General features: G+C 62.4%; 15 protein-coding genes. 8 read left to right on the top strand and 7 right to left on the bottom strand.

The features are described from left to right. Positions 1 to 45 precede the first annotated feature (45 nt). Entirely contained in the window at positions 46 to 2,007 is a 1,962-nt protein-coding gene (locus NCS02_RS21630; RefSeq protein ID WP_250503305.1) for an aconitase family protein, read from the top strand. A gap of 60 nt (positions 2,008 to 2,067) precedes the next feature. Next, positions 2,068 to 3,510: an MFS transporter gene (locus NCS02_RS21625; RefSeq protein WP_250519976.1), complete on the top strand. Its 1,443-nt coding sequence runs from the start codon at positions 2,068 to 2,070 to the stop codon at positions 3,508 to 3,510. Positions 3,511 to 3,517: 7 nt separating this feature from the next. Here NCS02_RS21625 and NCS02_RS21620 read toward each other — a convergent pair whose 3' ends face one another. After that, positions 3,518 to 4,423, bottom strand: a complete 906-nt coding sequence (locus NCS02_RS21620) for a LysR family transcriptional regulator (RefSeq protein WP_008348350.1) — start codon at positions 4,421 to 4,423, stop codon at positions 3,518 to 3,520. 106 nt (positions 4,424 to 4,529) lie between these two features. On the opposite strand from NCS02_RS21620, the gene NCS02_RS21615 reads away from it, so the two are divergent. The 4 genes from NCS02_RS21615 (at position 4,530) to NCS02_RS21600 (ending at position 9,940) form a co-directional block, all read left to right on the top strand. Beyond that, the gene (locus tag NCS02_RS21615) at positions 4,530 to 8,066 is read left to right on the top strand and encodes an indolepyruvate ferredoxin oxidoreductase family protein (protein ID WP_250523285.1); all 3,537 of its coding nucleotides are present in this window, start codon (positions 4,530 to 4,532) and stop codon (positions 8,064 to 8,066) included. 129 nt (positions 8,067 to 8,195) lie between these two features. Next, positions 8,196 to 8,498, top strand: coding sequence for a hypothetical protein (locus NCS02_RS21610; protein ID WP_250503303.1), 303 nt, complete (start codon positions 8,196 to 8,198; stop codon positions 8,496 to 8,498). Positions 8,499 to 8,550: 52 nt separating this feature from the next. Further along, a complete protein-coding gene (locus NCS02_RS21605) occupies positions 8,551 to 8,970 on the top strand; it encodes a hypothetical protein (RefSeq protein ID WP_250503302.1) in 420 nt (139 codons plus the stop codon). A 31-nt stretch (positions 8,971 to 9,001) separates the two neighbouring features. Beyond that, the gene (locus NCS02_RS21600) at positions 9,002 to 9,940 is read left to right on the top strand and encodes a Gfo/Idh/MocA family protein (protein ID WP_250519974.1); all 939 of its coding nucleotides are present in this window, start codon (positions 9,002 to 9,004) and stop codon (positions 9,938 to 9,940) included. A gap of 10 nt (positions 9,941 to 9,950) precedes the next feature. Here NCS02_RS21600 and NCS02_RS21595 read toward each other — a convergent pair whose 3' ends face one another. From NCS02_RS21595 to NCS02_RS21575, 5 genes are all read right to left on the bottom strand, one after another. Next, positions 9,951 to 12,416, bottom strand: coding sequence for a glycosyl hydrolase 2 galactose-binding domain-containing protein (locus NCS02_RS21595; RefSeq protein WP_250503301.1), 2,466 nt, complete (start codon positions 12,414 to 12,416; stop codon positions 9,951 to 9,953). Positions 12,417 to 12,485: 69 nt separating this feature from the next. Beyond that, entirely contained in the window at positions 12,486 to 13,490 is a 1,005-nt protein-coding gene (locus tag NCS02_RS21590; RefSeq protein ID WP_008348339.1) for a DUF1839 family protein, read from the bottom strand. Next, a complete protein-coding gene (locus NCS02_RS21585; protein ID WP_033536223.1) occupies positions 13,487 to 14,554 on the bottom strand; it encodes an amino acid--[acyl-carrier-protein] ligase in 1,068 nt (355 codons plus the stop codon). The genes NCS02_RS21590 and NCS02_RS21585 overlap by 4 nt, the downstream gene beginning before the upstream one ends. 2 nt (positions 14,555 to 14,556) lie before the next feature. Next, complete coding sequence (locus tag NCS02_RS21580) at positions 14,557 to 15,810, bottom strand: acyl-CoA dehydrogenase family protein (RefSeq protein WP_175981087.1); 1,254 nt, start codon at positions 15,808 to 15,810, stop codon at positions 14,557 to 14,559. Continuing rightward, entirely contained in the window at positions 15,807 to 16,058 is a 252-nt protein-coding gene (locus NCS02_RS21575; protein WP_008348335.1) for an acyl carrier protein, read from the bottom strand. Before NCS02_RS21575 ends, NCS02_RS21580 begins: the two co-directional genes overlap by 4 nt. A 415-nt stretch (positions 16,059 to 16,473) precedes the next feature. Between NCS02_RS21575 and NCS02_RS21570 the strand changes: the two genes are divergently transcribed. Next, positions 16,474 to 17,190: a YdcF family protein gene (locus NCS02_RS21570; protein ID WP_175981084.1), complete on the top strand. Its 717-nt coding sequence runs from the start codon at positions 16,474 to 16,476 to the stop codon at positions 17,188 to 17,190. Between the two features lie 59 nt (positions 17,191 to 17,249). After that, entirely contained in the window at positions 17,250 to 17,789 is a 540-nt protein-coding gene (locus tag NCS02_RS21565; protein ID WP_008348331.1) for an HD domain-containing protein, read from the top strand. Here the strand turns inward: NCS02_RS21565 and NCS02_RS21560 are convergent. Next, a complete protein-coding gene (locus NCS02_RS21560; protein ID WP_250503300.1) occupies positions 17,769 to 20,453 on the bottom strand; it encodes an excinuclease ABC subunit UvrA in 2,685 nt (894 codons plus the stop codon). The two genes, NCS02_RS21565 and NCS02_RS21560, sit on opposite strands and share 21 nt — an antisense overlap. Positions 20,454 to 20,588 lie beyond the last annotated feature (135 nt).

Here is a 20,588-nt window from a genome sequence, read left to right as displayed (position 1 = left end):
ATGCACGCGCGCGGGTGCGTCTAGATTGGCGTCGAGGAGAATGCGATGGCCAATCTGAATGTAAGCGGAAGAATCCTGTTTCTGAGCGCGGACGCCGCGAAGGTCGAGCAGCAACTCGCCGGCGAGGATCTCACGCTCGATGAAGCGGGCGCACTGCGCGACGATGTGTCCACCGACGAAATCACGCCGATCAGCGTGCTCACGCGTTTCGACGAGCGGCTCGGTCAATGCCCGTATGTCGGGTTTCATGCGGGCGGGCGCAATCCGATCGGCCACGATGCCGTGCGCGCGGGCCGCTTTCAGGTGACGGTCGCGGGCAATCGCTATGGCAAAGGCTCGTCGCGCGAACATAGCCCGCTCGCCGAATATCACGCGGGCATACGGCTCGTGATCGCGCGGAGCTTCGAACGCATCTATCGGCAGAACGCGGACAATCTCGGGCTTTTCACGTCGACGGATTTCGGCCTGATCGAACGCATCCGGCGCGGCGAGGCTATCGATATCGATGAACTCGTTGCGGATCGCGATCCGTTGGCGGCGGCGATCCTTACGAGCGGCGGACTGTTGCGCTATGGAAAGTTGCATATGCAACGAGTCAGCATCGGCGAAGCATCGCACGATGAAGCGCCGCGCACGCTCGTAGAGAAAATTCTCGCGCGTCACACATTGACGACCGATGTGACCAACGCATCGCTCGAAGCGGGCAACGGCATCTTCGTGCGCGCGGACTGGCGCTTCATCCACGAGTACTACACGGGCATGGCCGCGCATATGCTGCACGCGGCATTCGGCCGCCCGCTGACGCTGCACGAACCGCGCAGCATGCTCGCGTTCGAGGATCATCTGTCGTATTCGCATCGCAGCGAACTGCATATCGGGAACGGGCTGCTGCCGAACGTGCGCGAGTTATCGGACGCGCATCGCACGTTCGCGCATGACTACGATGTGCGCAATCACGGCTATCTGAGCGAAGCGAACAGCGAGCTCGACGAAGGCTCCGAAGGCATCTCGCACGCAATGATGGCCGAGCGCTACGCGTTGCCCGGCCACGTGATCGTCGGAACCGATTCGCATACGCCGCATAGCGGCGCGCTCGGATGTGTCGCGTTCGGCGTCGGCACGACGGACATGGCGAACGCATTCGTCACCGGCGCGGTTCGCATGACGGTGCCGCAATCGTTGCTCATCGAACTATCGGGACCGATTCCCGCGGGCGTCACCGCGAAGGACATCGTGCTTCACTTGCTTGCCGATTCGCGCATACGCGCGGGCGCGGGCGTCGGCAAGGTGTTCGAGTTCGCGGGCACGGCCATCGCGAGCCTCTCGACCGATGCGCGCACGACGCTCACCAACATGACGGCCGAGTTGGGCGGCTTCACGGGCATCGTCGCTCCCGACGATGAAACCGTGCGCTTTCTGAAGGCGCGGCGCGGCATCGACTTCAAGATCGAGCCATGGATGCGAAGCGATGAAGGCGCGCGCTACGCCGATGTCATCGCGATCGATTGCTCGCGTCTCACGCCGATGCTCGCCGCGCCCGGCGATCCGGGCAACGGCATCGCGCTTGAAGCGCTCGATGAAAGGCCGGTCATCGATATCGCGTATGGCGGTTCGTGCACGGCAGGCAAGCGCGAGGACTTCGATCATTATCACGAAGTGCTTTCGTGGGCGGCGAAGCGCGGCTTGCGCGTGCCCGGCAATGTGACGCTCTATTTGCAATTCGGCACGCAGGACGTGCGCGACTATTGCATCGCGCAAGGCTATGTCGATGCGTTCAAGCGCGTCGGCGCGATTCTGCTGCAACCGTCGTGCGGTGCGTGCGCGAACTGCGGACCAGGTTCGTCGACACAGGCCGAACAAGTCACCATCAGCGCGATCAATCGCAATTTTCCGGGCCGCTCGGGTCCGGGGAAAGTATGGCTCGCAAGCCCGCCGACGGTAGTTGCAAGCGCAATTATCGGCCGCATCGCATCGTTCGCGGAGTTGCAAGAACGCTTCACGCAGTAAGCACGCAGCATGACAGAGCCGCCATCGATGCGGCTTCAAAATACATTCAGGAGACAAGCAATGGCCATCATGCAGGGCACTTCGCGTCTGCACGACGCCGCCGGCAGCGCGTTCACGGACGCGCCCGCCATCGCGGACACGGCGGGCATCTCGGCACGCCTCGACCGGCTTCCCGCCACGCGCGCGGTGTGGAAACTCGTCTTTCTGCTGAGCCTCGGCTTCTTCTTCGAGCTATATGATCTGCTCTTCACCGGCTATATCGCGCCGGGTCTCGTGAAGAGCGGCATTCTCACATCGACGACCGCGGGTCTCTTCGGCACGACGGGCGTCGCGAGCTTCATCGCCGCGCTGTTCTGCGGCTTGTTCATCGGCACGATCGCGTGCGGCTTTCTCGCCGATCGCTACGGACGTCGCGCGATCTTCACGTATTCGCTGCTCTGGTACGTCGCGGCGAATACCGTGATGGCGTTTCAGGACACGGCACTGTGGCTCAACTTCTGGCGCTTTGTGTCGGGGCTCGGCATCGGTGTGGAACTCGTGACCATCGGTACTTATATGTCCGAGCTTGCGCCGAAACATCTGCGTGGAAGGGCGTTCGCCGTGTGTCAGGCGATCGGCTTTTCCGCCGTGCCGGTGGTCGCGTTCCTTTCGTATCTGCTCGTGCCGCGCGCGCCGTTCGGCTTCGATGGCTGGCGCTGGGTCGCATTGGCGGGGGGCGTGAGTGCGCTGTTCGTTTGGTACTTCCGGCGCAATCTGCCGGAAAGCCCGCGCTGGCTCGCGAGCAAAGGCCGCATCGACGAAGCCGACGAAGTGCTGCGCCGTCTCGAAGACACGGTCGCGCTTCAGTACGGCAAGCCGTTGCCCGCGCCGGGTCCTTCCGATCCCATTGCAAGAAAGGCCGGGTTCGCCGATATGTGGAAGCCGCCGTATCGCAAGCGCACGCTCATGCTGATCGTCTTTCATATCTGTCAGACGGTCGGTTTCTACGGCTTCGCGAACTGGGTGCCGACACTGCTCGTCAAGCAGGGCGTGACAGTCACGTCGAGCCTGCTCTATACGACGGTGATCGGGCTTGCCGCGCCCATCGGTCCCTTGCTCGGCTACTGGATCGCCGATCGTTTCGAACGCAAGCATGTGATCGTGCTCATGGCGGCCGTGAATATCGTCGCGGGCCTGCTGTTCAGCCAGGCGTCGGCGGCGGTGATGATCGTCACGCTCGGCGTGTTGCTGACGCTCGCGGGCAACATCATTTCGTTCACGTATCACACGTATCAGCAAGAGCTTTATCCGACGACGATCCGCGCACGCGCTGTCGGCTTCGTGTATTCGTGGAGCCGGCTATCGGCGGTGTTCAGTTCGTTCGTGATCGCGTTCGTGCTGAAGGAAGCGGGCGTGACCGGCGTGTTCGGCTTCATCGCGGGCGCGATGCTGATCGTGATGATCTGCATCGGATCGATGGGACCGCGCACGCTCGGGCGATCGCTCGAAAGCATTTCGCATTGAGTTCGAACTAAGCACCACAGGCATGAATCAGGAACTGCTGCACGGCGGTCGACGGGGCGCTCAACGTCGCGCCCTTGCGCCAGATCATGCCTGCTTCCATATGAGGAATCGCGTCGTTGACGGGCCGCGCCTCGATGCGCTTGCCTTCGAGCGACCACGGCCGAAACACCATATCCGATAGCACCGTGACGCCGAAGCCATGCGCCACGAGTCCGCGCAGCGCTTCCATCGAACTCGTGCGAAACGCGATGTTCGGTTCGATGCGCTTCTTGTGCCAGTAGCGCATCGTCGATTGCTCGCCTTCATCGACGGTAATCAGAATGTAGGGATGCACGGCGATATCCTTCAGCGATACCGCGTGCTGCTGCGCGAGCGGATGCATCGGCGCGACCCACAGTTGCCGGCGCGAACGCATCAAGACCTGGCTGTCGAAACGATTCGGACGCTGCAGATTCGATAGCAGCACCACGCCGATATCGACATCGCCATTCGCGACTGCTTCTTCGATTTGCGGCCGCTCCATGTCACGCAGATCGAAATCGATGAACGGATACGTCGCACGAAAGCGCGCGAGCAGTTCCGGCAAAAAATACCCGAGCACCGTATAGGACGCCGCGATTCGCGCGACGCCGCGCATGTCGTGCGCGCGAAACGGCGGCATGTGCATCGCATCGCGCGCGGCGTCGAGCACGCGGCGCGCATGGTTATGAAAATCCTGACCGTCGGGCGTCAGCGCGACGCCTTGCGGCAGGCGCTCGAACAGCTTCGTGCCGAGCGCGCTTTCGAGCGCGAGCACCGCATTCGTGATCGCCGACTGCGATACGTGTTCGTTGGCCGCCGCCATCGAGAACTGGCCCGTTTGCGCGGCGGCGACGAAGTAGCGCAACTGCCTGAGCGTGAGATCGAACGCCATCTGATTTTCAGATACCGGAGTTGTGTATTCGTGATTTTACGATCGCAAATCGGCTTCCTATACTCGGCAAAAAAAACTAATTCCCGAATTCCGGAGACATGCCCTCATGAACGCACCCGATCGCGCCGCACTAGCCGCTGCAACCGTAACGCTCGACGATAAATACACGCTGGAGAAAGGCCGCGTCTATATCAGCGGCACGCAGGCGCTCGTGCGTCTGCCGATGTTGCAGAAAGCGCGCGACCGCAAGGCGGGGCTGAACACGGCGGGCTTCGTTTCGGGCTATCGCGGATCGCCGCTCGGTGCGCTCGATCAGTCGCTATGGAAGGCGAAGGCGCATCTGAAGAATAACGACATCGTGTTTCAGCCGGGCGTGAACGAGGATCTCGCGGCGACGTCGATCTGGGGCACGCAGCAGATCAATCTGTGGCCGGGCGCGACACGCGATGGCGTGTTCGGCATGTGGTACGGCAAGGGACCGGGCGTCGACCGCACCGGCGATGTTTTCAAGCACGCGAATTCCGCAGGCACCGACAAGCATGGCGGCGTGCTTGTCCTCGCTGGCGACGATCACGCGGCGAAGTCGTCCTCGGTCGCGCATCAGTCGGATCATGCGTTCATCGCGGCGGGCATTCCGGTGCTGTATCCGTCGAACGTACAGGAGTATCTCGACTACGGTCTGCACGGATGGGCGATGAGCCGCTATTCGGGCCTGTGGGTCGCGATGAAATGCGTGACCGATGTGGTCGAATCGACGGCATCGATCGATCTCGATCCGGATCGCGTGGAGATCGTCACGCCGGACGACTACGCGATGCCCGAAGGCGGCCTCAACATTCGCTGGCCAGATTCGCCGCTCGCGCAGGAAGCGCGTCTGCTCGACGAGAAGTGGTACGCGGCGCTGGCCTACGTGCGTGCGAACAAGCTCAATCGCGTCGTCATCGATTCGGACAAGCCGCGCTTCGGCATCATCACGGCGGGCAAGGCGTATCTCGATGTGCGTCAGGCGCTCGTCGATCTCGGTCTCGATGATGACACCTGCGCGCAGATCGGCCTGCGCGTGCTGAAAGTGGGCTGCGTGTGGCCACTCGATGCGCAGGACGCACGCGCGTTCGCGACCGGTCTCGAAGAGATTCTCGTCGTGGAAGAGAAGCGGCAGATTCTCGAATACGCGCTGAAAGAAGAGCTTTATAACTGGCGTGAAGACGTGCGCCCGCGCATCTACGGCAAGTTCGACGAGCGCGACAACGAAGGCGGCGAATGGTCTGTGCCGCGCGGCGACTGGTTGCTGCCGGCGCATTACGAGCTATCGCCCGCGTTGATCGCGAAGGCTATCGCGCGTCGTCTCGCGCGCGCGGATCTTCCCGAAGACGTGCGTGCGCGCATGTTGTCGCGCGTCGAAACGATCGAAGCGAAAGAGCGCGAGGCGACCAAGCCGCGCGTCGATGTCGAGCGCAAGCCATGGTTCTGCTCGGGATGTCCGCATAACACATCGACGCGCGTGCCCGAAGGATCGCGCGCGCTCGCGGGCATCGGCTGCCATTACATGTCGATGTGGATGGACCGCAAGACCGAGACGTTCAGCCAGATGGGCGGCGAGGGCGTCGCGTGGATCGGCCAGATGCATTTCTCCGGCGATAAACACGTCTTCGTCAATCTCGGCGACGGCACATACTTCCATTCGGGCCTGCTCGCGGTGCGCGCGGCGATTGCGGCGAACGCGAACATCACGTACAAGATTCTCTATAACGATGCGGTTGCGATGACCGGCGGCCAGCCCGTCGACGGCATATTGACGGTGCCGCAGATCGCGCATCAGGTCTATGCGGAAGGAGCGAAGCGCATCGTCATCGTGACCGACGAGCCGCAGAAATACGATGCGAACGTTGCGTTGCCCCAGGGCGTGAACGTGCATCATCGCGATGAGCTCGATCACATTCAGCGCGAGTTGCGCGATACGCAAGGCACGACCATCCTCATCTACGACCAGACTTGCGCGACGGAGAAGCGCCGTCGCCGCAAGCGTGGCACGTATCCCGATCCGGCGCGTCGCGCGTTCATCAACGATGCGGTTTGCGAAGGCTGCGGCGATTGCTCGGTGCAATCGAACTGCCTGTCGGTCGAGCCGATGGACACGCCGCTCGGCACGAAGCGCAAGATCAACCAGTCTTCGTGCAACAAGGATTTCTCGTGCGTGAAGGGCTTTTGCCCGAGTTTCGTCACCGCTGAAGGCGCGCAGGTTCGCAAGCCCAAGGCGGCCGCAGGCGTGAAGCCGGACTTCGATGATCTGCCGATCCCTTCGTTGCCTGCCTTGTCGAAGCCTTACGGCATTCTCGTGACGGGCGTTGGCGGCACGGGCGTGGTGACGATCGGCGGATTGATCGGCATGGCCGCGCATATCGAACGCAAGGGCGTGACCGTGCTCGATATGGCGGGTCTCGCGCAGAAGGGCGGCGCGGTGCTGAGTCACGTGCAGATCGCGCCGAAGCCGCAAGCGCTGCATGCGACACGTATCGCAACGGGCGAAGCGCGGCTCGTCATCGGTTGCGATGCGATCGTGTCAGCATCGAACGATGTGCTGTCGCGCACGCGTCACGGCATCACGCACGCGGCGATCAACAGCGGCGCGACGCCGACCGCCGAGTTCGTCACGAATGCGCAATGGACCTTTCCCGCTGCGCAGACGGAGCAGGCGTTGTCGGAGAGCATCGGCGCGGGATGCGAGTTCGTCGATGCCAATGCGCTCGCGTTGAAACTGCTCGGCGACACGATCTATTCGAATCCGCTGCTGCTTGGTTTCGCGTGGCAGAAGGGCTGGTTGCCGCTCGAACTCGCGAGCCTCACGCGCGCGATCGAACTGAACGGCGTGGCCGTCGAGAAGAACGTGCTCGCGTTCAACTGGGGCCGCTTCGTTGCGCAGAACGGCGCCGGCGATCTGCTCAAGTCCACGCAGCGCGCGGTCATCGTGAAGATGCCGGAGTCGCTGGAGAGCGTGATCGCGACGCGCGAAGCGTTGCTCGCGGCGTATCAGAGCGAAGCGTATGCGCGTTCGTATCGCGATGTCGTCGAGCGCATTCGCGAGAAGGAAAAGCTGCTGAACGCGAAGTTACCCCTTACGCGCGCCGTCGCGGTGAATCTCGCGAAGCTGATGGCTTATAAGGATGAGTATGAAGTTGCGCGTCTCTATGCCGATCCCGCGTATCTCGACAAGCTGCGTGAGCAGTTCGAGGGCGAACCGGGCCGGGATTACAAGCTGATGTTCCATCTCGCGCCGCCGCTTTTCGCTAAACGCGACGAGCGTGGCCATCTCGTGAAGCAGCGTTTTGGTGCGTGGATGCTGCCGGCGTTTCGCGTGCTCGCGAAGATGAAGGGTTTGCGCGGCACATCGTTCGATGTGTTCGGCAAGACGGAAGAGCGCCGCACCGAACGCCGGATGATCGCGGATTACATTGCGCTCGTCGATGAATTCGTTGCGACGCTCGATGCGCGACGATGCGATGCCGCGTTGAAGCTTGCGAAACTACCTGATGAAATCCGCGGCTTCGGGCATGTGAAGGAGCGCAACATCGCGGCCGTCGCGAGGAAGCGCGAACGGTTGATCGAAAGTTATCGCGCGCCGGTGGAGGTGGCGGCGACTGCGTGAGCGGGCGATAGGGTATCGCGAGGTGACGAATCGGAAGCTGTATCGCGGATTTGTCACCGTAACTTCAAGTGACGAATCAATTCGGATGGGAAAGTATTCTGTTAGCTCGCTATGTTCGAGAGTCAGAATATGCAATCGTCGTTGCCGTATAGCAGAGACGAGCCGTCGTTCGATTGGAAGCCTGCAAAGAAGCCGATTGAGGTGGGTCGCTTCGAAATCCGTCCACCGTCCGTGCCCTTCAATGCGAAGCCAATCTATGACGCGGAGCTGGATGCCGTCATTGACTATCGCGAGGAAAACGCGGGCGTATCGCGCATCTATGCGCTCGACGGGCGAATCGCGATAAGCGAGAGGCGTATAGAGTCGCCGCTTACCGTCGTTCGAGAGCGCGACTACACCATTCTTCACTTCGCTTACAGACACATCCTATGAAGCAGCCCACCGTTCATACCACGGCGCATATTGATTCCAGTGCGACAGTGCAATGGGACAGCGATTGCTTCACTGTGCGCTGCGCAATCGAGTATGCGGCTTCGTCCACTTCCGTCGAAAGACGGTCAACCTAAGCGAAGAGATCGACCGGCGCTGCGATATCCATCCGCCGGTGTATGTCATTACTGCGGGAACGCTATCGATGGTGTTAGATTCGGATAAGCGTCTCAAGGGGTTCGACCTCTACACAATCCCGAAAAGTGGGTTGCATGCTCGCTGCCTTTGCGCGGCGCGGTTCAGGAAACGCCGCATATCGAGACGTCGTTCGATGCAAACGGTCACGGGAACGGGCATCGGGGTCGATGAGAATCTGGCGCAGATTTGCGTAGAGGGTTTATTTCTGAAAATAACGAAGCCGAAGCATGAAACGCTTTGGGCCACGCTGTTCGGCCGCGGTCACGCGGAAACGTGATGCGGTTCCACGGAAAGGAGGAGACATTCGCATGAAAGCCGTACACAAGCTCGCCGTCGTCGGCATCGGCAAGATCGCGCGGGATCAGCACTTGCCCGCGATCGCTGCGCAGCCGGGGTTCGAACTCGTCGCGTGCGCGAGCCGCAATGCAAGCGTCGAAGGCGTGCGCAACTATCCGGATATCGGCGCGCTGCTCGCCGCCGAGCCGTCGGTCGATGCAGTGTCGCTCTGCGCGCCGCCTCAAGTGCGTTATGCGCACGCGCTCGCCGCACTCGACGCAGGCAAGCACGTCATGCTCGAAAAGCCGCCAGGCGCGAGCGTGAGCGAAGTCGAAGCATTGCGCGACGTTGCACGCGCGAACGGCTGCACGCTCTTCGCCTCGTGGCATTCGCGCGCGGCGAGCGCAGTCGAACCGGCGCGCGCCTGGCTCGCGTCGAAGGAACCGGGCGCGATTCGCTCGGTAGAAGTGCGATGGAAGGAAGACGTGCGGCGCTGGCATCCGGGGCAGCAATGGATCTGGGAGCCGGGCGGTCTCGGCGTATTCGATCCGGGCATCAACGCGCTATCGATCGTCACGCGCATCCTGCCGCATGAAGTCGCGCTGCGCGCCGCCACGCTCACGATGCCGGCCGATACATCCACGCCGATCGCCGCCGAACTCGATTGCGTCGCGACGAACGGCGCGCCGGTGCGCGCGGTGTTCGATTGGCGTCACGGTCCCGTCGAGGAATGGGACATCGACATCGAAACGGACGCGGGCCGCCTCTCGATGCGCGAAGGCGGCAAGCGTCTGTCGATCGCGGGCAAGGAGATCGATGTCGAAGCCGAGCGCGAATATCCCGCGCTGTACGAGCACTTTCACACGCTCATCGAAACGAAAACGAGCGATGTCGATGTGCGACCGCTGCGACTCGTCGCCGATGCATTCCTCACCGGACGGCGCATCGAAACGGAAGCATTCGGCCGCTGACGCGCGCGCATCACGAAGCGCGATACGTCGCGCTTCGAATCGCATTGATCGCGAATACATCGCCCTCGGGCGCGGCGCTCACGTTCCCGTGCCGCGCGACGAGCGGAATGCGACGCGTGCTTCCCGGCGCGAGATGAAACCAGTCGATGCGTGCGAAGTAGTTCGGATCGGCGATATGCACCCAGCGCGCGAGCTGCGCCGTTTCGACAATGAGACTGAAGCCCTCGTCGTCCTTCTCGACGGTGACGCTCAAGCCGATATCGCGCCGCTCCCCAATCGACGGATCGGGGAAGTGGAACGCTTCGGACAGCACTTCGTTCGTGTCCGCGTCGCGCAGAACGACATGCGTCGCATCGTGCGCGCGCGGGCCGAAGCGATACGCATATGCGATATCGAAGAATGCGCCGATCAGCGCATTCGACGACACACGTTGCACGCTGCGCGGTTGCAATACGACATCGCGCGAACCGCTCGCGACCTTGATCGCGCCTTCACGCAGGCACGCCAGTTCGACCCGTGCGCGAATCTCGCGCGCGGTATCGTTGACGAGATGAACGTCGAGTCCGTCGAGACCTTCATCGAGGATCAACGCCTGCACGGGTTGAAGCACGCGCGCGAGTCCATGCAGCGCGCTCTTCGGTGCGCCGAGAACGTCGATGATGCCCCAGCCCGCGCCCGGACGCACATCGAGCAGATTCCATACGATGCCCCCCGCACAACTCGATCCTTCGCGACGCCATTCCGAGAACACCGCGCCGATCACATCCGCGACGACCGCGCGCGACAGTTCCAGATAGCGCTCGGGATTTTCATAGCGCAAACGCGGCACGTCCATGCGATAGAGCGATCGCATGTAATGCTCGCGTACATCGTCGAAATCCCACGCCGAGCCGGGATCGCGCGGCACGCCTGCTTTCCAGCGCGGTTCGTGCGCGCGCGCATTCGGTATCGCGCGCAGGGCGACATCGTCGGGAACGTTGGCGAACGCGAGACATTCGGAGGCGAAGCGCACTTGCGCGCGACGCACATCGTCGAACGGGCGCTGATACGCCGGCACGCCGTAGTAATGCGTAATGCCGCCGCGCGTGCCGAAAGGCATCGACTCCTTGTCGCCGGGCGCCGCGCTCGGCGAGTTCACGACATACGCGACGTCGGGCCGCTGCGCTGCAATCGCATTCGGCAAGAGTTCGGTGAAGAGGCGCTGCTGATACGCGTCGAAGGGCAGGCCGAGCATCGCCGCCTGCTGATGCACTTCGCTTCCGCCACACAGCACCGCGAGCGATGCGAAGCGTCGCGTGCGTGAAAGGAACTGCTCGGCTTCGCGTTGCGCGCTCTCACGAAATGCTTCGTCGTCCGGATAATCGAAGTTCGCGAACGCGAAGTCCTGCCACACGAGCACGCCGTATTCGTCGGCGAGTTGGTAGAACGTGTCGGATTCATAGAGCGTGATGCCGCTCACGCGAATGATGTTCAGGCCCGCATCGCGAATCAGGCGGAAGACGTTCTCGAGTTTCTCGCGCGGCGCATCGAGCGCGACGATATCGGCCGATGTCCAGCACGCGCCGCGCGCGAATACAGGCACGCCGTTCACGACGAGCTGAAAGCCTCGGCCGTCCACACCACGATCGACTTCTATCGTGCGAAAGCCGACTTCGCCGAGATCGATATCGCCGAGCTTCACGGCATAGCGCGATGGCTCGCCATGCGTGTGCGGATACCACAAGCGCACATCGGGCACGCGCACGCGGCCTTTGAGCGTGCGCGCGTCGTGCCATTCCAGCGTGGCGTGCGCGTCGCCACATTCGATGCGAACCGGCGCCTGTTCCTGTGCATGAAAGTAGCGCACGGTGACATCGAGCATGCCATCGTTGCCGTCGATGCTCGTGCGCAGATCCACGTTGTCGATGCACGCGCGCGTTTCGCCGATCAATTCGATGGGGCGCCACGGACCCGCCGGTTGAATCGTCGGACACCATCCGGACATATGCCCGAGCAGCGTCGTGCGAACGTTGCGCAACGTGGCGGGTTGCGCGAGCTTCGGACGCCAGCGCGCACGTCCGCGTTTGGCGGCAAGCGCGGGCGCGATCGAACGGAAGCATAGATGAAGCGTATGCTCGCCGTTGAGTTCGACGTCGAGATCGTGCGCGACGAACATCGAATCCGATTCGAGCAGCTTGCGATCGTCGAGCCATATTTCGGCGATGGTCGCGAGCCCATTGAAGCGCAAGCGCCGCTTGCCGTCGCCCGCGAGCTTCACGCGATACCAATGATCGGAATGCGCGAACGGCTGCGCGAGCGCTTCATCGCTGACGCCTTGCGCGCGCAATGCGGATGCGATCGTGCCCGGCACGGGCGCGTCGATCCACTGCGTGACGGTGTCGAGCGATGCGGGCATCGCGCATGAGCCGGCGGGCGTGCTCACGCATTGCCAGCCTTCTGAAAGACGCCGCGCCGCGTGCGCGCACTGGTCGTGCATGAACCTACCTCGTCGATGGAATGCGAAGAACGACGCCAAAGCCGCGCGGCATGTGCGCGGCTTCGGCGTTCACAGAAAGCGCGCGGCGAGCGGCTCGATAACCTTGTCGTACGAAGCCTGCATCGAATCGAGGCAGTCTTCGCACAGGTCCGAGCGCGAGCGCATGCGGGCGCGCGCGAGTCGAAACTGCATGACCATCGCTTCGCTCGCGATCGCTTGAGCGCTCGTCTGAATATCGCTCGATACTTCCACGCCGTGCCGGTTCAGCCAGCCGAGATACTTCGACAGCAACTCGAAGTTCGAGCCGAGCTGACGCATCACGTTGAACGTGTAGAGGTGATAGTACGCGGGATCGCGTTCGAGCAACGCACGCAGATGCTCGGGAAATTCCGCGCGCCATTGCGCAACGGGATTCACCGCGGGACGTTCCGCGAGACGCAGCTTGAGCAGCTCGACCGAGCGTTGCACCATCGCATCGCCTTCGAGCGGTGCACGCGCGCGCTTCACGAACTCGACGTACGGGAAGAGCGCGTGCACATCGCTTGCGAGGCCTGGCATCAGACGGAACACGCCATCGTAGTCCTCGCCCGCCAACGCGAAGTAACCCGCATTATGGAAGTACGTGATGCGCTTCGCTTCCGTGTCGATGGCGTCGATCGCGATGGTCGTCTTCGTATGCGTCTGCCGATACGCGGTCGCGCGTGTGTCGGGCAGATAGTACGAGTCCATCTCGACCACCACGATCTGCCCGCGGCGCGTCTGCTCGCGTACGTGCGCTTCCAGCGTGTCGTAGATCGCGAGCTCTTGCGCCTGCAGGCCATAGAGCCGCGCGATATCGTCGAGCGAGAACTTCGGGAACGTGAACTGATCGCCCTCGAATGCCTGCGTCACCGTGAAACCGAGCGCCGCATGCGGATCGCAGCCGTAGTGATGCAGCAACTCGATCCACAAGTCGACATAGCAGTTCGTCTCCAGCCAGACGCGCTCTTCGCGATGCAGCGCGTGCTGGATGTAGGCGGTGTCCGCAGGCATGGACGTGTCGGTCACGGCTTCTGCCGGCGAGCGTGCGTTCATGCCTTGTTTCCCAGGTTCGCGAGGCCTTCCTCGATGAGCGGCGCCTTGTCGCCCCAAAGCAACTGACGCACTTTCTCCGGCCACGCCTTGACATCGAGACCGTGGTGACGGAAGAGCGCGAGCGTCGTGCGCTCCATGCCGAAACCGACACACGCGGTATGCGCGACCTGATCGTCGGCCTGACGGATGTGCCACAGCTCGCCGAAGTGGTCCTGGTGATAGTTGAACGACAGGCACGCGGTCGGACGGTCGGGCGTCGCGACGGGCACGAGCAGTTCGAACTTCAGTTGCTGCGCGCGCTGGCTATCGGCGACGATCATGCCGCCGCGACCGAAGAACGGATCGTTGGCGAGATCGATTTCGAAAGGCAGTTGCAGCAGATTGACGAGCAGCGAACCGCGGTCGATCCACTTCTGACGGAACGCCATCACTTGCTCGGGGCTGCCGACGCGGATGTATTCGCGCATCCGGAACATCTGCATGCGGCCCGGATCGATCGACGGCTCGTGGCGGAAGCAGTACGAGAACGCATCGAAGATCGCGCCGTCAGCCGCGAGATTGCCGCGCTTCGCGACGAGCGGATAGATCGGATAGCACGCGGCCGGCGTGAGCACGAGGCGCGTCGGCTTTTGCTGATCCATCCATTCGTCGGAGCGCTCTTCCTCTTCACCGATATGCACGATCTTGTCGAGCGCTTCGAGCAGGCGATGATGCCCGCGATCGTTGCCCTGGAACGAGTGGATCGTGCCCGCCAGATTCGGGAAGCTCTTCAGATACTCGCTGTCCTCGAAATCGCGGCGGCGCATCGCGGGCGGAAAGCGCAGCACTTCCGCGTGTTGATCCGCGCCGAGCATCGTGATGGCCTGATTGAGCCGTTCGACGACATCCTCGAATACTTCGCTGCGGCCATAGAGACCGTCTTCGCCGGTATCGAGCAGAATGCCCGCTTCGATCAGGCGATCGCGCAAGGTCAAGTCCGATTTGTCGTACGGTGCCTGTGTCTCTTGTGATTGTGCTTGTGCTTCGGCCTGCATCATGGCGGCCTGTTCCGTCGGCATGTTCATCGTCAAATGGTCCCCGTTGCGGCGCGCTGCGCAAGCAGCAGGTTCGCCGTGTTCAATTCGATGCGATCGTTGCTGATCATGAGCGGCGCCGAATGCAGATCGCGCAGATGGCGCCCCACGCTGAACGGCGTGTCGTTCTTGTAGCCCGCCATGCCGCAGATCATCAGCGTCTCTTGCACGACATGCAAAGCCGACTGCGAGATCGCCAGCTTGAGCATGTTCAGATCGGCGTTGATGCCGATCGACGCCGCGAGCGGTGCGTCGTCGTCATTGCTCTGGTTCGCCTTGCGCGCCGCGCGTTCGGCCTGCGCCGCTTCGACATTGGCGAGCGATTCGCGCAGCCGCGCCTGCATCATCTTGATGAGCGTGAGCACTTGCGAAAGGCGCGCGGCCGAAGGCGGCAACGCGGGCTTGCCGCGCGCCTGATTGCGGAAGAACTGATGCCCGCGATTCGCCGCGTCGCTCGCGATGCCGCACCATACCGACGACCACAAGGTATGGGATACGGGCAGCATGCTTTCGTCGGCGATCTTCGAGAACGGCGTCGGCAGAATCTGTTCCGCGATGCCGCTCGCGACCAGTCGATGTCCTTCGCTGCATGTCCCGCGCATACCGAGCGTGTCCCACGTCCCACGCTGCTCGAGCGTGAACGTTTCGCGCGGCGCGACGATCAGCACCTGATCGGAGGGCGGCGCGTCCGGATGACGGCGCGCCGTCACGAGAATGGCGTCGGAATACTTGCCGTACGAAATGGTCGGTGCGAGCTTCTCGATGCGAAACGCGTTGTCGACGAGATCGACCGCGCACGCGCTCGTACGCATGTTGCCGCCGATGTTCTCTTCCGACGTCGCCGATGCGAGCAGCAACTGTTCGTTGACCATGCGAGCAAGGAAAGCGCGCTGCCACGGCACGTTCACGCCATGATCGACGATGCAAACGACCTGGCTCTGATGCATCGCATAGATCATCGCGGACGATGCGCAGCCTTGCGCCAGTGCCTCGCACAAGCGCGCGACGCCGGTGAGCGACAGACCGTCGCCGCCGTATTCCGTTGGGATCATCGCGGAGAAGAGACGCTCCTTGCGCATCGCTGCAACCGCTTCGGCGGGAAAGCGCGCTTCGCGATCGACCGCGTCGGCGTACTGGGCCGCAACGGCCGCGACGCGCTTCGCGGCTTCGATCAGTTCGCTTTCGCTACGCAAGATTGCGCTCTGCGCGAGCTCGGCGACTTCAAGCTCCTGAGCGGGCGCGTTCATGCTGCCGCCTGCGAACGACGCAGTTCGTCGACCGCCGATGCGAGCGAATCGACGCTCGAAAAGAGACGGCGCGTGAGCATGTGATCGGGAATTTCGATGCCGAACTCGTCTTCGATCGCCAGCATCACATGGACCGTGGCAAGCGAAGAGAGACCGGCGGCGTAGAGATCGTCGCCGTCGGCGAGCGTATCGATGGGCACGTCGAGACGAGCGGACTCGGCGAGGATGCGGCGCAATTCAGTTTTCATTGTCTATGTTTTCCCTTGTACCCGGCCATTGGTGCAACTAACCCGGGTCGCGACGATGAGTTCTTATCGAATGTCGCTAACCCCGGTGCGAATCGGCAGTGGTGTTGTTGTTGTCTCGCGAAGACGGTTCCACGAGAGCCCTCGCACGCACTGTTTTCTTATAGCTATTGTTTGATCGTATTTAACGAATTTGCGGGCCTATGCGTCCGTGCGATGGCGCACGGAGGGCTTCGTCGAGAAAGCATCGTTTTGTGCGATATCAAGCACGTCGCGATCGGATGCGATGATTCACACTCACGTCAGCGCTTCATATTCGATAAATAGGTAACTCCTTCGCATGGTCGAATGAGTGATAAGCAAAAACGATGCGTACACTGAAAGCATTTTGAAACGATAACTTTCCGGAGTGAATTGATTGGTTCTGATATCGCTGCTGCTTCTATTCATCGCGCTGTTCCTCGTTTGGAGAAAACGGCGCGGCATGATTCTGGTGATGACGGCTATCGTCTTCTGGGGGCTCGGAAGCTGGTTTCCGGGGCCGCTCGTGCGGCTCGCGAACGATCACTACGCGTCGATGAAGGATCCGACGTTCGGCCCGCGCACGGCGATCATCGTGCTGGGCGGGGGGACCTGGTACGACCATAACCGGCGTCTCGTGCCCAAGGGTGACGCGATGACGCGCATCGATCTTGCGGCGTCGCTCTATAAGCGTTGCGTCGAGATGGAGAAGGCGTGTTTTGTCATCATGAGCGGAGGCAACCCGCAGCATCACGAGCAAAGCGAAGCAGACTTATATGGAAGCCTGCTTCTCGACGCAGGCGTGAAGCGCCAAGATCTCATCCTCGAAAATCAGAGTCTCGACACTTATGAGAACGCGCGCAATACGGAGAAGATACTGCGGTCGCGGCCCTACGATACGTCGGTTTTGATAACGTCGTCGCTTCACATGCGTCGCGCGATGCTCGCGTTCGAAGCCTTCGGTTTGCATCCGCAGCCGACCGTCGCTTATGTTCGTCCGCAGTTCATGTGGTGGCGTCCGCATCGAAGAGGATGGTTCGATTCGAACAGCGCGTTGCATGAGCTGGTTGGTATCGTGCGGTTTTATGTATGGAGGTGGGTCGGGTTGTATTGAGACTGGCGCGTCGGCGCAAGACCTATACTTCCGGTAAAGACGACACGGAAGGCCATCCAGTGAATCAACTCATCCACGCCGTCGCGTTCGCGGCCGACAAACATCGCAAGCAGCGCCGCAAGGATGCGGACGCGTCGCCGTACATCAATCATCCGATCGCGCTCGCTCATGTGCTCGCGAACGAAGGCGGGGTCGAAGACGAGCGCGTGCTGATCGCCGCCATATTGCACGACACGATCGAAGACACGGACACATCGCGCGATGAACTCGTGCGGCGGTTCGGCGCGGAGATCGGGCGCATCGTCGACGAAGTGACGGACGACAAGTCCTTGTCGAAGGCCGAAAGGAAGCGTTTGCAGGTCGAACACGCGGCGCATATCAGTCACGGCGCGAAGCTCGTGAAACTCGCCGATAAGATTTGCAATTTGCGCGATATTCTCGCCGCGCCGCCGTCCGGCTGGAGCGATGAGAGAAAGCGCGAATACTTCGATTGGGCGAAGCGTGTCGTCGATGAATTGCGTGGCACGCACCGGGAACTCGAAGCCGTGTTCGATGAGGTCTATCGCAAGGGCATCCCTTCAGGACACGTGGTCGCCTGAGGCCAGCGCGTCGCTCAAATAACGCGCCGTGCGGCTTGCAGCATGTTCGGCGATACGTTGCGGCGTGCCCGTCGCCACGATCCGGCCGCCATCTTCACCGGCGCCCGGGCCGATGTCGATGATCCAATCGGAAAGCGATGCGACGCGCATGTCGTGCTCCACGACGACGACCGTATTGCCCGCATCGACGAGCCCTTGCAGTTGCGCCATCAGGCGATCGACGTCTGCGGGATGAAGCCCCGTCGTCGGCTCGTCGAGAATGTAGAGCGTGTCGCCGCGATGCGCGCGCTGCAGTTCGGTTGCGAGCTTGATGCGCTGCGCTTCTCCGCCTGATAGCTCCGTCGCGGGCTGCCCGAGCCGCAGATAGCCGAGGCCGATGTCGCGCAACACGGCGAGCGCGCGCATGACGCTGGCTTCATCGGCGAAGAAGTCGCATGCGCTATCGACGGTCATGCCGAGCACATCCGCAATGTTCTTCCCATGCCATTCGATTTCCAGCGTCTGCGGGTTATAGCGCGATCCGTGGCATGTCGCGCACGACGTGTAGACGCTCGGCAGGAACAGCAACTCGACGCTGACGAAGCCTTCGCCTTCGCATGTCGGGCAGCGTCCTTGCGCGACGTTGAAAGAGAAGCGTCCTGCGCCATAGCGGCGCTTGCGCGCGGCCGGCGTGTCGGCGAAGAGCTTGCGAACGTGATCGAAGAGGCCGGTGTAGGTCGCCAGATTCGAACGCGGCGTGCGGCCGATCGGCTTCTGGTCGACGCGCACGAGACGCCGGATCGTCTCCATGCCTTCGACGATGCGTCCGCCCGCCGAAGCGTCGGCTCGAGCGAAGAGCGGGTCCTGCTCGTCTTCTTCTGCATCGTCGAGCGCGCGTCCGAGCCGCTCCGCGACGAGTTCCGGCAACGCCTGACTCACGAGGCTCGACTTGCCCGAGCCCGAAATGCCGGTGACGGTCGTGAAGGCGCCGAGCGGAAACGCGGCATCGATGCCATGCAGGTTATTGCGCGTGATGCCTTCGAGCCGCAACCATCCGCGCGGTTCGCGTGCGACGCGTTCGATCGTTTGCTTCGGCGCGAACAGATGCCTGCGCGTCTGCGATTCCTCCACCGATGCGAGGCCTTCCGGCGGCCCGCTATACAGCACATGTCCGCCTCGCTCACCGGCGGCCGGACCGACATCGATCAGCCAGTCCGCGCGCCGCATGGTGTTCAGATCGTGCTCGATGACGAACAGCGAATTGCCTGCTGCCTTCAATCGCTGCAACGCGGCGAAGAGCGCTTCGCTGTCGGCCGGATGCAAGCCCGCGGATGGCTCGTCGAGCACATAGACGACGCCGAAGAGCTGCGACGCGAGTTGCGTCGCGAGCCGCAATCGTTGCAGTTCGCCGGATGAGAGCGTCGGCGTCGCGCGATCGAGCGAGAGATAGCCCAGGCCCAGATCGATGAGCGTGCCGAGCCGCTCCAGCAAATCCGCCGCGATGCGCTCGGCGGCGGCGCGTTTCTCGTCGGAAAGATTGGCCGTGCGACGCACGTCCGGCGCGGCCTTGTGCGCCGAGCCGCCTGCCGCGACGCGCTCGGCCGTCGCCGCGATGCGGTCTTTCCTCGCGAGCGCGGGAGCCGGCGCTTCATCACTGGCGGGCCATTCTCCGCGTGCGATGGGCGCAAGTAGATCGGCGAGTCGGATGAGCGGCAGACGCGCGAATTCGGCGATGTCGAGCCCTGCGAACGTCACCGATAGCGCTTCCTTCTTGAGCCGCTTGCCGTGACATGCCGGACAATCGCTGCCGACCATGAAGCGCGACACGCGCTTTTTCATGAGCGCGCTTTGCGTGTGCGCGAAGGTATGCAGCACGTAGCGGCGCGCGCCGGTGAATGTGCCCTGATAGCTCGGTTCGGCGCCGCGTTTCAGCGCGGCTTGCGTCTCTTTCGGCGTGAGACCGGCGTACACCGGCACCGTCGGCTGCTCTTCGGTGAACAGAATCCAGTCGCGATCCTTCTTCGGCAAGTCGCGCCACGGCGTGTCGACGTCGTAGCCGAGCGTCACGAGTATGTCGCGCAGATTTTGTCCGTGCCACGCGGGCGGCCAGGCCGCGACGGCGCGCTCGCGGATCGTGAGCGAGTCGTCGGGCACCATCGACTTTTCCGTGACTTCGTAGACGCGGCCGAGGCCATGGCACACGGGACACGCGCCCTGAACCGTGTTCGGCGAAAAATCTTCCGCGTACAGCATGGGCTGCTTCGGCGGATAACTGCCGGTGCGCGAATAGAGCATACGCACGAGGCTGGAGAGCGTCGTCACGCTGCCCACCGACGAGCGTGCATTCGGTGCGCCACGCTGCTGCTGAAGCGCGACGGCGGGCGGCAAGCCTTCGATTGAATCGACCTGCGGCACGCCGACTTGTTCGATGAGCCGCCGCGCATACGGCGCGACCGATTCGAAATAGCGGCGCTGCGCCTCGGCGTAGAGCGTGCCGAATGCGAGCGAGGACTTCCCGGAACCGGATACGCCGGTGAAGACGACGAGGGCGTCGCGTGGCACGTCGACATCGACGTTTTTCAGGTTGTGCTCGCGCGCGCCGCGCACGCGCACGAAACCTGCTCTCGATGCAGGCGCGGCATCGTCGCGATAGGCGGATTCGCGTTGGGTTTTGCGGGCATCCATGAGTCGGGCGGGTTGTCTGGCCGGGCGCGGCGGCGGAAGTAAGGAATTCGCATGCAGCATGCCATATACCAGATGGCATTTTGAATTACGCATCATGCATGCGATTGCATTCAGACCGGTGGTGAACCTGATCGA

Origin of the sequence: Caballeronia sp. NCF2 (assembly GCF_023631205.1) — a bacterium.
GTDB classification, from domain to species: Bacteria; Pseudomonadota; Gammaproteobacteria; order Burkholderiales; family Burkholderiaceae; genus Caballeronia; species Caballeronia zhejiangensis.
This window is presented reverse-complemented; position numbering and strand designations above follow the sequence as displayed.